10 protein-coding genes and 1 tRNA gene are annotated in these 13,322 nt (G+C 63.3%); 5 read left to right on the top strand and 6 right to left on the bottom strand.

The window, feature by feature from the left end; translation table 11 throughout:
* The first annotated feature begins 50 nt into the window (after positions 1-50).
* The 3 genes from G452_RS0108980 to G452_RS0108970 are packed head-to-tail and all read left to right on the top strand — an operon-like array spanning position 51 to position 2,911.
* Positions 51-923, top strand: coding sequence for a methylenetetrahydrofolate reductase (locus G452_RS0108980; protein WP_022661923.1), 873 nt, complete (start codon positions 51-53; stop codon positions 921-923).
* An 8-nt stretch (positions 924-931) separates the two neighbouring features.
* Positions 932-1,960: an aspartate-semialdehyde dehydrogenase gene (locus tag G452_RS0108975; protein ID WP_022661922.1), complete on the top strand. Its 1,029-nt coding sequence runs from the start codon at positions 932-934 to the stop codon at positions 1,958-1,960.
* Positions 1,961-1,969: 9 nt separating this feature from the next.
* A complete protein-coding gene (locus G452_RS0108970; protein WP_022661921.1) occupies positions 1,970-2,911 on the top strand; it encodes an aminotransferase class IV in 942 nt (313 codons plus the stop codon).
* Positions 2,912-2,985: 74 nt separating this feature from the next.
* Here G452_RS0108970 and G452_RS0108965 read toward each other — a convergent pair whose 3' ends face one another.
* The gene (locus G452_RS0108965) at positions 2,986-3,870 is read right to left on the bottom strand and encodes a glycosyltransferase family A protein (protein ID WP_022661920.1); all 885 of its coding nucleotides are present in this window, start codon (positions 3,868-3,870) and stop codon (positions 2,986-2,988) included.
* A 177-nt stretch (positions 3,871-4,047) separates the two neighbouring features.
* Between G452_RS0108965 and G452_RS18725 the strand changes: the two genes are divergently transcribed.
* Positions 4,048-5,769 carry a CgeB family protein gene (locus G452_RS18725; protein WP_081650545.1) on the top strand — a complete coding sequence of 574 codons (1,722 nt, stop codon included), beginning with the start codon at positions 4,048-4,050 and terminating at the stop codon, positions 5,767-5,769.
* Between the two features lie 44 nt (positions 5,770-5,813).
* Positions 5,814-8,519 carry an SLC26A/SulP transporter family protein gene (locus tag G452_RS0108955; protein ID WP_081650544.1) on the top strand — a complete coding sequence of 902 codons (2,706 nt, stop codon included), beginning with the start codon at positions 5,814-5,816 and terminating at the stop codon, positions 8,517-8,519.
* 18 nt (positions 8,520-8,537) lie between these two features.
* Here G452_RS0108955 and rfbD read toward each other — a convergent pair whose 3' ends face one another.
* The 5 genes from rfbD to G452_RS0108930 all read right to left on the bottom strand — a co-directional run bounded on the left by rfbD (position 8,538) and on the right by G452_RS0108930 (position 13,322).
* Positions 8,538-9,425 (bottom strand): dTDP-4-dehydrorhamnose reductase, encoded by an 888-nt coding sequence (gene rfbD / locus G452_RS0108950; RefSeq protein WP_022661917.1) that lies wholly within the window; start codon positions 9,423-9,425, stop codon positions 8,538-8,540.
* Positions 9,422-10,453, bottom strand: coding sequence for a dTDP-glucose 4,6-dehydratase (gene rfbB / locus G452_RS0108945; protein ID WP_022661916.1), 1,032 nt, complete (start codon positions 10,451-10,453; stop codon positions 9,422-9,424). Before rfbB ends, rfbD begins: the two co-directional genes overlap by 4 nt.
* Before the next feature lie 71 nt (positions 10,454-10,524).
* Positions 10,525-10,977, bottom strand: a complete 453-nt coding sequence (locus G452_RS0108940) for a tRNA (cytidine(34)-2'-O)-methyltransferase (protein WP_022661915.1) — start codon at positions 10,975-10,977, stop codon at positions 10,525-10,527.
* An 86-nt stretch (positions 10,978-11,063) separates the two neighbouring features.
* Positions 11,064-11,139, bottom strand: a tRNA-Val gene (locus G452_RS0108935).
* Positions 11,140-11,210: 71 nt separating this feature from the next.
* Complete coding sequence (locus G452_RS0108930) at positions 11,211-13,322, bottom strand: FAD-dependent oxidoreductase (RefSeq protein WP_022661914.1); 2,112 nt, start codon at positions 13,320-13,322, stop codon at positions 11,211-11,213.

Here is a 13,322-nt window from a genome sequence, read left to right as displayed (position 1 = left end):
CATGACTTGTCCGGACCGGCTCCGAGGCAGCGTCACAGGAGACAAGAGTTTTGCGCATACCTGAACTGATCGACCGTCGGTCCCCGTTCCTCTCGCTGGAATTTTTCCCGCCCAAGGAGCGCGAGGCCTGGCCCAAGTTTTTCGAGGTCGTGGAGCGGCTCAAGGCCCTCGATCCCCTGTTCGCCTCCGTGACCTACGGAGCGGGCGGCGGCACCCAGGACAACAGCCTGGAGATCGTGCGCCGCCTCAAACGCGACATGGGCCTGGAACCCCTGGCCCACCTGACCTGCGTGGGCGCTTCCGCGTCCCGAATCGAGGAGTTCGTTTCCGCGCTCCGCGATGCGGACGTGCAGAACGTCCTTGCCCTGCGCGGCGACCCGCCCAAGAACAATCCCGATTTCGACTTCAGCGCGGGCGAGTTCGGCCACGGTTCGGATCTGGCGGCATTCATCAAGCGGACCTTCCCCGGAATGTCCGTCGGCGTGACGGGATATCCGGAGCCGCACAACGAATCTGCGTCCATCAAAGAGGATCTGCACTGGACCAAGGTCAAGGTCGAGTCGGGCGGCGATTTCATCGTCACGCAGCTTTTCTTCGACAACCGTCTTTATTTCGATTTCGTGGAGCGGCTCGGCGGCATGGGCGTCCATGTGCCTGTCGTGCCCGGCGTGCTGCCCATTTTGAGCATCAAGTCGGCGAAATTCATTCTTTCGCTTTGCGGCGCGTCGATTCCCGGCAAGTTTCTTGCCGCACTGGAATCCGCGTACGAGGACGGCGGGGACGAGGCCGTCCGGGAAGTGGGGCTGGCCTATGCCGTGCGTCAGTCTCAGGAATTGATTGATAAGGGAGCTCCGGGCGTGCATCTGTACACGCTGAACAAGGCCGAGGCCTGCCTGGAGATCGGCAGCAAACTCAAGATGTAGGGGGGAGCATGAGCAGGAATCCCAGAGTCGCGGTCTGCGGCGCCACGGGCGCCGTCGGGCGCGAGATGCTCAAGGTGCTTGAGCAGCGCAATTTTCCGGCCGCCGAGGTCGTGCCGTTCGCATCGGCCCGGTCCAAGGGCAAGAAGGTTCCTTTCAAGGACGGCGAACTGACCGTCCAGGAACTGACCCACGAATGCTTCGAGGGATTCGACCTTGCCCTTTTCTCCGCCGGAGGCGGCACTTCCGAGACGTTCGCGCCCTCCGCGGCCGAGCGGGGCTGCACCGTCGTCGACAACTCCAGCGCCTGGCGCATGAACCCGGAATGTCCGTTGGTCGTTCCCGAGGTCAACCCGCATGATCTGGAGTGGCACAAGGGCATCATCGCCAACCCGAACTGCTCCACCATCCAGATGGTCGTGGCCCTCCAGCCCATTCATCTGGAAGCCAAGATCAAGCGCATCGTGGTCTCCACCTACCAGGCCGTTTCCGGCACGGGCCAGAAGGCCATCGACGAGCTGGAAACCCAGGTCCGCCGCCTTTTCAACGGTCAGGAAGTGGTTCCCCAGGTCTACCCGCACCAGATCGCCTTCAACTGCCTGCCGCAGATCGACGTCTTCCTGGACAACGGCTACACCAAGGAAGAGATGAAGATGGTCCACGAGACCAAGAAGATCATGGGCGATCCGAGCATCAGGGTCACCGCCACCACGGTGCGCGTGCCCGTGTTCTTCGGCCACTCCGAAGCCGTGAACATCGAAACCGAGACCAAGCTCACGGCCGAGGACTGCCGCGCTCTGCTGGCCACGGCGCCGGGCGTGGAGGTGATCGATTTTCCGGAAAAGAAGGCCTACCCCATGGCTCTGGACGCAACCGGCCGGGACGAGGTCTTCGTGGGCCGCATCCGCGAGGACGAGAGCATCGAGAACGGCCTGAACATCTGGATCGTTGCCGACAACATCCGCAAGGGCGCGGCGCTGAACGCGGTGCAGATCGCGGAAAAGCTTCTGGAGATGGATCTTCTCCGGGTCAACCGCTAGGAGGGCCTCGTGGCTGAAGTGCTGGGCTCCGAAGCGTACCTGAGCGCCCTGCTCAATGCCCCCAGACCGGGCATGGGCCAAGTGTACGCCTTCTACGATCACCGGGTCGGAGCGATCTGCCGCGATCCGCGCATGATGCTCATGCCTTGGGACGACCACCTCGTGCATCGCGGGGACGGCGTTTTCGAGACCATGAAGTTCATCGGCAGACGCATCTACCAGGTGGAGCCGCATCTGGCCCGGCTTCAGCGTTCGTCCAAGGCCATTCATCTCAACGCTCCCTGCTCCTGGGACGAGGTGCGCGACCTTATCGTCGAAGTGGCTCGCGCGGGCGAGCGGGATACCGGGCTGGTCCGCGTGCTGCTCGGCCGCGGACCGGGCGGTTTCGGCATTTCGCCGGACGAGTGTCCCCGCGCCAGCCTCTACGTCGTCGCCTATGAGATCCATTCCAAGCCGGAGGCGGTCTATGAGAAAGGCGTAACAGCCTTCAAGACCTCCATTCCTGCCAAGCAGTCCTATCTGGCCACGATCAAGAGCATAGACTATCTCCCCAACGTGCTCATGAAGCACGAGGCGGCGGAGAAGGGCTACGACTTCCCGTTCTGTTTCGACGAGCGGGGCTTCTTGGCCGAAGGGGCCACGGAGAACGTCTGCATCGTGGACCAGGACGGCAAGCTGCACATCCCGGAGTTCACGAATTCCCTGGCCGGGACGACACTGATGCGCGCGGTGGATCTGATCAAGAACGAATACGAGATCATTTTCCGGGCCATCACCGAGTCCGAAGTCCGCGCGGCCAAGGAAGTCATCATCGTGGGCACGACCACGGACGCTCTTTCCGTGGTTCGCTACGAGGGCAAGCCCATCCATAACGTCAAGCCCGGTCCCGTGAGCAGGCGCATACGCGAATTGCTCCGAAAGGATCTGGCGGAAAACGGACTGCCGTTCTGACGGAATCCGGACAATGCCGCATAAGAAAGGCCGCCTTTGGGCGGCCTTTTTCGTGCGCATGTCCTGATGGAAATTCAGGCTCCGAGGGCTCCGAGGGAGCATTGCGGGCCCGGAAAGGTTTCCACGGGGTGTTGTCCGGTGCGGCTCAGCCGTTCCATTCTGATCTGCTCGTGCATCAGTTCTCGAATTTCGCGCGGCGACGGCAACCCGCGGCACTCCGGAAGCATGGCCCAGGCTCTGCGGCGAAGCACGCCGAGCGCCCAGCGCAACTGGTCCACATGGAAGAAACCGGCTTGCCGGGTCACGAGCCGTGCCATTTCCTCAGCCGGGCCGTTGGCTTTCCAGTCGTAGGAGGGCACGGAGTAGAGCAGGCGGGGCAGCCGCAGAAATCGCAAGCCGCGCTGCGCCGCCTGGATGCCCAGCTCCCACGAAGGGAAAGGGGAAGCCTCGCGGAAATGCAGAGCGCGGCGGGCTCGAGAGGTGAGGACCGGAAGAGGGCCGATCGCATCGAGCGAGCGGAGCTGCTCCTGGGGGCTGCCTTGAGGGCGGATAAAGCCCGCGCCCAGGGGGCCGCTGCTCAGGAAACCGGAGAAAAGCACGTCCGCTTCCGGATGTTGGTGCAGCGCCGACAGATGGGCGGAGGCGAAGCCTCGGTCCAGGCGCAGTCCGGGCTGCACGCAGGCGGCGAGAAGTCCCGTGCATTCCTTCAGCCCCAGGTTCCAGGCCTTGGCCGGGCTCGCGCCTGGTGCGGAAATCACGCGCAACAGATACTCTCCCGCCCGCGCCCTGTAGCGCTTCGCCATTCGGGGCAGGGCAGAGTCGGCATTCGTATCCACGAGACAGACTTCGAGGCGGCAGGACGGGATGTCCTGATCTGCCAGGGTGCGGAAGAATCGCGCGAACCTGTCCGTGCCGTGGCGGTCGTGAAGAATGAATGAAAAAGCAGCGATGCTGTTCATGGAACCCTTCCTTGGGAAACCTTGAAGGCGCGTGTGTCGTTCTGAAGGAGTTCTGCCCGTCCTTGGGCGAAACATTCCTTACTCGTGCCTCATCGGCAGGAAATATAAAATCTTTAGGCTGAAGCGATAAGTTTTCGAGGCAGTTGCGAAGCGGACCGCCATGCAATACAAGTAGACATGGATGAATTGAAGTACGATGTCCGCATAGAAGGGAGCATGGGCGAGGCTTCGGACATCCTGGTCCGGGTTCCCGGCGAGAGCCGCGAAATGCGCTGCTGGGGCAGGGGAGGGCTGGACAGGGAGCGCCAGCTTGCGGGTTCCCTGCCTGCGGGCGCCCTGCCCGTGCTGATCGGCTCCGGACTGGGCGCCTGCCTGGAGCTGCTTTCCCGCAACGGGCCTGTGGCCGTCGTCGACCGAGAAACTCCGATCCAGGCGGCCACCGGGGTGCGGAAGCGCTTCGGCGGCGATCGGAACGTCCTTTGGCTGGACGGGGATTTCAAGGACTCCCTGGACCGGCTCCTCGCCTGGAGCCGCCTGATGGACAAGCCGCTGCATACCTTGCGCATGCCGCTCTATCTTCGTCTCGCCCCTTCCCATTACCGAGCCTTGGCCGACGCGCTGCGCGACGCGCCCGGCGGCGCAGGCGACGAATCTTCCGGCCCGCCCCTCTGGGCGCGCTACCCGAAATTTCGCGGCGTCCGGCCTCGGGTGCTTCTTCTGCGCAGGAATTACTTTCTCTATGCCGAAATTCAGGAGGCCTTGGACCGTCTCCAGGTGCCCAACGCGTCCATCGACGTGGGCGAGACGGAAACGGTGCGTCCGGATTTCATGGAGGCGTTGCTCCTCGGCATCGCGCGCTTCCAGCCCGATTTCCTGCTCACCGTGAACCATTTCGGATTGGACCGGGAAGGGAAGATCGCGGCGCTGCTGGAAAAGGCGCAGCTCCCGTTGGCTTCGTGGTTCGTGGACAGTCCCGAGCTGATCCTTCACGGCTGGCCGGGACAGTCGCGATCCAATATCGCCGTGTTCAGTTTCGACGCCGACAGCCTGGGCTATCTGCATGAGCAGGGCTTCAGCCATGCCGAGTATCTTCCCCTGGGGACCGATCCGAATCGTTTCGCGCCCGGAGCGCCCCAACGTCCGGAATGGAAAAGCCCGGTGTCTTTCGTGGGCGAAAGCATTGCCGAGCGCGTGCGCGGACTGGCCGAATCCTTGGGAGCCGATGGTCTGGGAAAACGGCTTTTGGAGGCGGGCAGGCATTTTGCCGAAGCCGAGACGCGATCAAGCGCGGCCTATCTTCGGGAAAGCAGGCCAGAGCTGGCAGCCGAGGTCGCTGCTCTTTCGCCCGAAGGGCAACTCGCAGCCGAATCCTTGGTGACGTTTTCAGCGGCACATCATTACCGGGTGTCCTGCCTGCGTGCCTTGGCTCCGTCCCCGACCTTGGTGGCGGGCGATGATGCCTGGCCCGCCTTGCTGCGCGAACCGAACTTCCGTTTTTTGCCCCGGATGAATTATTATTCGGAACTGCCCGGATTCTACGCCGCCGCGGACGTGAATTTCAACTGCACCAGCGCCCAGATGAAAGGCGCTGTGAACCAACGTGTTTTCGACGTTCCGGCCTGCGGAGGGTTCCTGCTCACGGACGAGCGCGAGCAACTGGCGCTGCTTTTCGACCCCGGCAGGGAGGCGGCCTGCTATGGCCGGGTCGAGGACGTTCCTGAACTGGTCCGGCGCTGGCTGGCTTCCCCGGATGAGCGGCTGGCTGTTGCCCGGCGGGCGAGGCGGCGCGTCCTGGCGCAGCATACGTATGAGCATCGCCTTGGATCCTTGCTGGCCTCCATGCGCGCCGCTTATGACGCGCGGGTTGTGGGCGCTGGAAATATCTGCAATATACTATGATAAAACCAATGCCGCTGTGAGATCAAGGCGGCGGAGAAAGATGCATGGCTCGATTTCATTGTGCCGATTGCGACGTCAGCAAGCAGGTGCCCGACGCGTATGTGGGCCGCAGGGTGCGCTGTCCTGGCTGCGGCCGCGACGTCGCCGTCCGGGATGACGGGCAGGAGCCGACCCGCGGCGGCATGGAACAGACGCCGAAGGGCGAGCGGTCCGGACCTGTCGGCCGGGTTCCTTTTCAGTGCGCCGCGTGCGGACATGTGGCCGAGGTTCCGGAACGTTTTGCAGGGCGCAAGGCGCGTTGTCCGAACTGTGGTGAAGTGGGATCGGTTTCCCCGGCTTCGCTGCCGCTTGCCCCGCCCAGCGAGAGCGATGTCGATTTGGACGATCTTGCCGAGGATTTTGCCGAGAATCTGGCCATGGACGCCGAGATCGAGAGATTGCGGACCCATGCCGCGCACGGAGGCGAAGAGGACGCAGACCTTGATGTTTCCGTGATTGACAAGCAAGCGGCAAGGGGAGCGCTCCAGGAGGCGAGAGGGAGAATTCCGCGTCGCATCTTCAACGGCTTTTGGCTGGGGCTCGTTGCGATATTCTTCAGTCTGGGCCTTGCGCTTGCCCCGGCAGTGGGGGCCGGCGACCAGGCGTTCTATGCCTCCATGCTGCAGATGGCGCTCGCCGCGTCCGTGCTCGGCGGCCTTGCCTATGCGCTGCTGAGCCGGATTCCGTTTGCCTCGGCCGGGGCCGAAGGGGTGACCGGCGCGGGACTCTTCTTGCTCGCCCAGGCTGTGGCGGGCTTGTCCCTCTCTCCGGAGGCGCTCCTGCCCACGCTGGTCGGGGCCGTGCTGGCGACAGCGCTGGTGTCGGGCCTGCTCTGCATTTTCTTTTCGCAGTTCCAGGAAGGCGGCTGGATGCGCTTCGTGCCTTTTCCCGTCATCGGCGGAGTGCTCGCCGGGGTGGGAGTGCTGCTTCTCCAGGTCTCGTTCCGGGCGCGAACGGGCCTGCATCCGGACCTGGACCTGCTGCTCGGCTTCCTGCACGGCTCCGACGGCTTTTCCGGCAACAGCCTGGTGCAGTGGCTGCCGTCCTTGTGTTTCGGGCTCCTGCTCTCCTTGGCCTATCACCGCATTCGGGCCGTCTGGTGGCTGGCAGTGCCATTGCTGCTGGGCGTGGCGTGGTGCCTTGCCGTTCCCTATCTCGGCGCACAGGGGCTGTCCGCTGCGCTGGGGCCGGAACTCGTTCAGGAATTGTCCTGCGGGAGCGCCGCGCCCATGAGTCTGGAGGGGCTTCGTCTCCTGCATTCCCCGGCGTTCCTGGCCGGGGCGGATTGGTCGGCGTTGCTCGCATTGTCGTACCTGGTTTTTGCGCTTGCTCTGCTCCTGGCGGTCAATGCCTCTTCAAAGGCTTTTGTCCTTGAGGAACACCTGGGGAGAGAGGTTTCGCCCGGTCCGGAGTTGCGCGCTCTCGGAGTTGCGAATCTCCTTTCCGGGCTGGCCGTGGGATTTCCCGTGTCCATGTCCCTGGGGCGCAGCCTCGGCACCTTGCGGGCCGGCGGCGTAGGCCGCCTGGGCTCCCTGGTGGCTTCTCTGGTGTGCGCCGCGGCCCTGGTCTGGGGGGGAGGCCTTCTTTCCGCCATCCCGCCGTTTATTCCGGCCGGTCTGCTTTGCTTCATGGGATTGAATCTGATCAAGCGCTGGCTTGTGGATGCCGTTGCCGAGGACTTGCGTTCCGAGGAATTCGCCTGCCTTCTGCTCAGCTTCGCGGTGACCGTGGGGGCCGGGTTCGCGCCGGGCGTGGTGGTGGGAGTGTTCCTTGCGCTCATGCTCGGCCTGGCTCGCCATTCCTCCACTTCGGCCATCAAGTCGATCATGTCCGGAGACACTCTGCACAGCAATGTCGACCGGGCTCCGGGGCAGGCAGACGCCCTGCGCGAACTTGGACAAAGCATCTTCATCCTGCGAATGCAGGGCTTCCTTTCCGGAGGTTCTCTGAGCGCGGCCCTGCGCGCCGTTTGGGAGCGGTTGGAAGAACCCGGCCACAGGCCGCTTCGTTTCGTGGTTCTCGATTTCACCCAGATCAAGGGATTCGGCTCCGGCCTGACCCGCGTTCTGGGCGGCATGGCGCAGCTTGGGCGGGATCAGGAAGTGCGCACGATCTTGACCAACGTGCCTTTCGTGCTTGAGGAGCGCCTGGAAAAAGCAGGGCTTGCAGGGGAGGATCAAAAGGCATTCGTGCTTTTCCGAAATCTGGATTTCGCCCTGGAGTGGTGCGAGGACAAGCTGCTTGAGCAGGCCGGGCTGCTTGAGGCCGAGGAAAGTTCGCTGGTGGATCTGCTCGCTCCGGTCTTCCCGGACAGGAACGATCTGCCTCGCCTGTTGCGTATTCTCCAGAGGATGGAGGTGCGGAGCGGGGAGTACGTGTTCCGGCAGGGCGACGCCTCGGATTCCATGTTTTTCGTCGAGTCGGGAATGCTGACCGTCGAGTTGGAGATTCCCGGAGGCAAGACCGTCCGGCTCAAGAAGCTCGGACCGGGATCCATCTTCGGTGAAATGGGCATCTATACCCACTCGGAGCGCAGCGCTTCCGTGCGGGCCAACGAGCAGAGCGTGGTGCATCGTTTGTCCAAGAAGCGGTTGGCCGTGCTCAAGCAAAAGCTGCCGCAACTGGCGACTTCCCTGGATCGATTCCTGGTCACGTTGCTGGCGCGCCGCGTGGCGGACGCGAACGTGATGGTTCGCGACTTGATGCGTTGAGGCTGTGGCCGGAGGAGTTTATTCCTCGGTGAATTGGTCCGCGAGGTCGGTGTAGACGTAATCCCGCAGGGCCTGCGCCCAGGTTCGGGGCGTTTTCCCGGTTGCCTCGGCGAGTTTGCCGGTGTCCAGTTGAGAAAACGCCGGGCGAACGGCCTTGGCGGGGTAGGCGCTGGAAGGAATCGCTTCGATGCGGCAATTCAGCCCGGCGATCTTGATCGCTTCCGCAGCCAGCTCGCACCAACTGGCCCGTCCGCTGTTGACCACGTGGAATATCCCTTTGGCTCCGGCATCCACCAGGGCGAGGGTGTGCCGGGCCAGGTCCGGCGTGTATGTCGGGGAACCGATCTGGTCGTGCACGACGGAAAGGGTTTCGCGGGTTTTTGCCAGCCGAAGGATCTTGGATACGAAATTGTCGCGGCCTGGACCGAAAAGCCACGCGGAGCGGACGATCAGCAGATCGTCAAGCCCCAAGGCGAGCAGTTTCTGTTCCCCTTGAAGCTTGGTTTTTCCATAGACCGACAGGGGGGCCGTGGGATCGTCCTCGACGTAGGCGGTTTCCTTGCGCCCGTCAAAGACGAAGTCCGTGCTGAAGTGCACGAGCCGGAATCCCATTTTTTGCGAAAGCTGCCCCAGCTTTTCCGGCAGCGAGGCGTTCAAGGCTTTGGCCTCCTCCGGTTCGTCCTCGGCCATGTCGACCTGGGTGTGCGCCACGGCATTGAAGAGCAGGGCGGGTTCCTCCCGGTCGATGAAGCCGTTCAGGGCTTCGCTGTTCAGCGGATTCAGGCCCGAGCGGGCAGTGGCCGTGACCTCGGCTCCGGCCTCATGGAGCGCCCTGACCAGGGCCTGGCCGAGCAGGCCGGTTTTGCCGCCCAGAACGATCGCCTTTTTGCCCTCGAAAAAGTTCATTTTCGTTCTCCGTACCATTGGTCCATGAAGTCGCGGTAGGCGCCGCTTTGAACCTGATCCAGCCACGCGGCGTTGTCGCGGTACCATTCGATGGTCTGCGTCAGCCCCTGGGAAAAGGAAACTCGCGGTTCGAAGCCGAGTTCACGGGATGCAAGACCGTAATCCATGGCATAGCGCCGATCATGCCCCGGACGATCCTTGACGAACGTGATCAGCGAATGGGGCTTGTCCAGGAGGTCGAGCAGGGTCTTGACCAGTTCGATGTTCGGCAATTCGGCGTTGCCGCCGAAGTTGTAGGCCTGTCCGGCCCGGCCCTTGAGCAGCGCCAGTTCCACTCCCCGGCAGTGATCGTCCACGAATATCCAGTCGCGCACGTTTCTCCCGTCGCCGTAGACCGGAAGCGGCTCGTCCCGCAACGCCTTGAGAAACATCAGGGGAATGAGCTTTTCAGGAAACTGATAGGGGCCGTAATTGTTGGAGCAGCGGGTGATGACCGCGTCCAGGCCATAGGTTTCGACATAGGCGCGGACCATGAGGTCCGCCCCGGCCTTGCTTGCGGAATAAGGGCTGTTGGGCGCGAGGGGAGTGCTTTCGCTGAAGCGGCCTTCGGGGCCGAGGGTTCCGTAGACCTCGTCCGTGGAGACCTGCACGAAGCGTTCGACGCCGTGGCGTCGCGCGCGCTCCAGAAGGTTCTGCGCTCCCTGCACGTTGGTGCTGACAAAGGGCGCCGGGTCGTTGATGGAGCGGTCCACATGCGACTCCGCCGCAAAGTTGACCACGGCTTCGATGCGATGTTCTTCGAGCAGCGCGGAGACGAATTCAGGGTCGCGGATGTCTCCGTGGGCGAAGGAGTAGTCGCCGCCCGAAGCGGTTCGGGAAGACGCTTCCAGCGGCAGGAGGTTGAGTCGGTTTCCTGCGTAGGTCAGCAGGTCCAGGTTGACGATGTTCCAGTCCGGATGGGCTTCGCGCATCATCAGGATGAAATTGGTGCCGATGAAACCGCAGCCGCCAGTAACCAACAGCCTCATATCGTATCCTTTTTGGAGTCGATCCGCATTCGGATGACTATACGTGCCCGCTCTCTTGAAGGCAAGGCGGCTCAAACGCCGGGCAGCCCGCCAGTGCGGCGCAGGGCCTCGTACAGCAGGATTCCCGCCGAAGTGGAGAGATTCAGGCTGCGCACGTTGTCCGTGGTGGGAATGCGGACGCAGGCGTCGGCAAGGTTGAGCACTTCGATGGGCAGTCCCACGGATTCCGGGCCGAGCAGCAGGCAGTCTCCGGGGCGGTATTCGAAATCGTGATAGCAGGCCCCTGCGCGGGCGCTGCTGGCCACGATCCGTCCGGGCCGGGCGGCGAAGAAGGCTTTCCAGTCGTCGTGAACGGTCAGGCGCACCTTGGGCCAGTAGTCCAGTCCGGCCCGCTTCAGGTAGCGGTCGTCCAGGGAAAAGCCCAGGGGACGGATCAGGTGCAGGGGAACGTCCGTGGCCGCGCAGAGGCGCGCGACGTTGCCGGTATTGGGAGGGATTTCAGGCTGGTAAAGGGCCATGTGCATGGGATGTACTTCTCGTTCTCAGTAGATCATGCGGACCGGAAAAAGAAAAGGCAGGTTTGATGCAACCTGCCTTTTCATGAATTCGGTGGTGGGCGATCCGGGATTTGAACTCGGGACTTCCACCGTGTGAAGATGGCACTCTAACCGCTGAGTTAATCGCCCTTGGGGAGAGATTGATTACCTAAAGAGTCTGCCGTTTGGCAAGCGCTTTTTTTCATTTCACTCATTTTTTTTCAGGCGGCGGTCTTGTCGCTGCCCGCGTCCGAGGCCACAGAGTCGGAAGACGGCTGGTCCCGGTCGTAGCAGGTCAGGCCGCAACGCAGGCAGCGCCCCGCTTCGTAGAGGGCTTCGGCTTCGGTGATGTTGCCTTCGACCTCGTCGAAGCAGCGGGTGCGCTCGTCCAGGCTGCAACTGTGGGGCATGCTGGTCCGGCGCTTGGGGTCCACGTTCTCCACGTCCTTGAAGAGCGTGTATTCCAGGAGCCCGTGCAGCAGCTTTTCCGGAACGGGCACATGCCGGGAAGCGAGATAATGGTGGATGGAGCGTGCCGCCTTGCGCCCGCCTCCGATGGCGGAGATGACGAGATTCGGTCCGGTGAACATGTCGCCGCCGGTGAAGACGTTGGGAATGGCGGTCTGGAGCGTGTCCGGGTCCGCGGCCAGGGTGCGCCAGCGCGTCGCCTCCAGGGGGCAGGATTGGCCGTCCTCGTAGAGGCAGTCCAGGGCGGGTTTCTGGCCGATGGCAGCCAGGATCGTGTCGGCTTCGAGCACGGTTTCCGAGCCGGGAACGGGTTCCGGGCGTCGGCGTCCCGAAGCGTCCGGCTCTCCCAGTTCCATGCGCACATACTTGAGTCCCTTCGCATGTCCGTTTTCGTCGAGGATGACCTCGATCGGCTGGGAAAGGAATTGGAATTTCACGCCTTCCTCTTCGGCTCCCTCGATTTCTTCCGGGTTTGCGGGCATTTCGTTGCGCGAGCGGCGGTACATCATGGTCACCTCCGCGCCGAGCCGCACGCTGGTGCGCGCCGAGTCGATGGCGGTATTGCCGCCGCCGACCACGATGACGCGCTTGCCGATGCCCGTGCCCACGCCCAGTCCCACCTTGGTGAGCATTTCCGTTCCGCTCATGACGCCGGGAGCGTTTTCGCCGGGAATGCGCAGCGTGGAGTTGGCCCAGGCGCCGATGGAGAGGAATACCGCGTCGAAACCGTGTTTCCCGATGTCGTTCAGGCTCAGATCCTTGCCGAATTGCGTGTTGGTGCGCACATCCACGCCGAGGTCGAGGATGCCCTGGATTTCCCAGTCGAGGACGGCCTTGGGCAAGCGGTATTCCGGGATGCCGTACCGCAGCTGGCCGCCGAGCATGGGCATGGATTCGAAAATGGTCGGGCTGTGTCCGAAACGGCGCAGGAAAAAGGCGCAGGAGAGTCCCGCCGGGCCGCCGCCGATGATGGCGACGCGCTTGCCCGTTGACGGGGCGCAGGGAATGGGCAGCCGGGTGCCGGAGTTCATTTCCCAGTCGGCCACGAAACGCTTGAGCATGTTGATGCCCACGGGTTCGTCCACATGGCCCCGGCGGCAGACGTTTTCGCAGGGGCGCGGGCAGACCCGGCCGCAGACCAGCAGAAGCGGGTTGCGTTCCTTGATGGTCAAAACCGCGCTTGCGTAGTCGCCGTTCTTTACGCAGTTGATGTACTTGGGAATGTTGATTTCGCCGGGACAGCGCTGCCTGCATGGCGCGAGGCAATCTGAAGTTTCGTTGAGATGCAGCAGGCCGTCCGTATTGCCGTAGACGGCCATGACGCCGCGCGGACAGGCTTCCTCGCATTTTCCGCAGGCGCGGCAGGCCACCGGATCCACCACGGGATAGCCGTTTTTGCCCATGAAGATGGCGTCGAACGGGCAGGCGCGCACGCAGCTTCCCAGGCCCAGGCAGCCTTCCGGGCACATCTTGGAACCGCCGTGCAGAAGGTGCTGCGCGCGGCAGTCAAGGACTCCCTCGTAGCGGTAGATGTCCTCGGCGCGCTTTCCGCCCGTGCAGTCGACGCGGGCCAGCCTCGGTTCCAGGGCGACCACTTCCAGTCCCATGATCCGGGCCACGTTGCGGGCGACTTCCTCGCCGCCGATGACGCAGACGCCCGCGCCCTCCTTGCCCGCCACCACGGCGGCAGCCGCACCGGCGCAGCCGGGATAGCCGCAGCCGCCGCAGTTGGCTCCGGCCAGGGCGTCCTCCACGAGGGCCAGGCGCGGGTCTTCTTTGACGTAGAGCAGGCGGGAGGCCACGCCCAGGATGACTGCGGCGGTGAATCCGATGCCCAGGAGGGCGAGAAAAGAAGCGAGAATCAT

This window comes from Paucidesulfovibrio longus DSM 6739, assembly GCF_000420485.1.
GTDB classification, from domain to species: Bacteria; Desulfobacterota; Desulfovibrionia; order Desulfovibrionales; family Desulfovibrionaceae; genus Paucidesulfovibrio; species Paucidesulfovibrio longus.
This window is presented reverse-complemented; position numbering and strand designations above follow the sequence as displayed.

Coding starts and splice junctions, on each gene's coding strand:
- G452_RS0108975 (WP_022661922.1), top strand. CDS start 932: ATGAGCAGGAATCCCAGAGTCGCGGTCTGCGGCGCCACGGGCGCCGTC.
- G452_RS0108965 (WP_022661920.1), bottom strand. CDS start 3,870: ATGAACAGCATCGCTGCTTTTTCATTCATTCTTCACGACCGCCACGGC.
- G452_RS18725 (WP_081650545.1), top strand. CDS start 4,048: ATGGATGAATTGAAGTACGATGTCCGCATAGAAGGGAGCATGGGCGAG.
- G452_RS0108955 (WP_081650544.1), top strand. CDS start 5,814: ATGGCTCGATTTCATTGTGCCGATTGCGACGTCAGCAAGCAGGTGCCC.
- rfbD (WP_022661917.1), bottom strand. CDS start 9,425: ATGAACTTTTTCGAGGGCAAAAAGGCGATCGTTCTGGGCGGCAAAACC.
- rfbB (WP_022661916.1), bottom strand. CDS start 10,453: ATGAGGCTGTTGGTTACTGGCGGCTGCGGTTTCATCGGCACCAATTTC.
- G452_RS0108940 (WP_022661915.1), bottom strand. CDS start 10,977: ATGCACATGGCCCTTTACCAGCCTGAAATCCCTCCCAATACCGGCAAC.
- G452_RS0108930 (WP_022661914.1), bottom strand. CDS start 13,322: ATGATTCTCGCTTCTTTTCTCGCCCTCCTGGGCATCGGATTCACCGCC.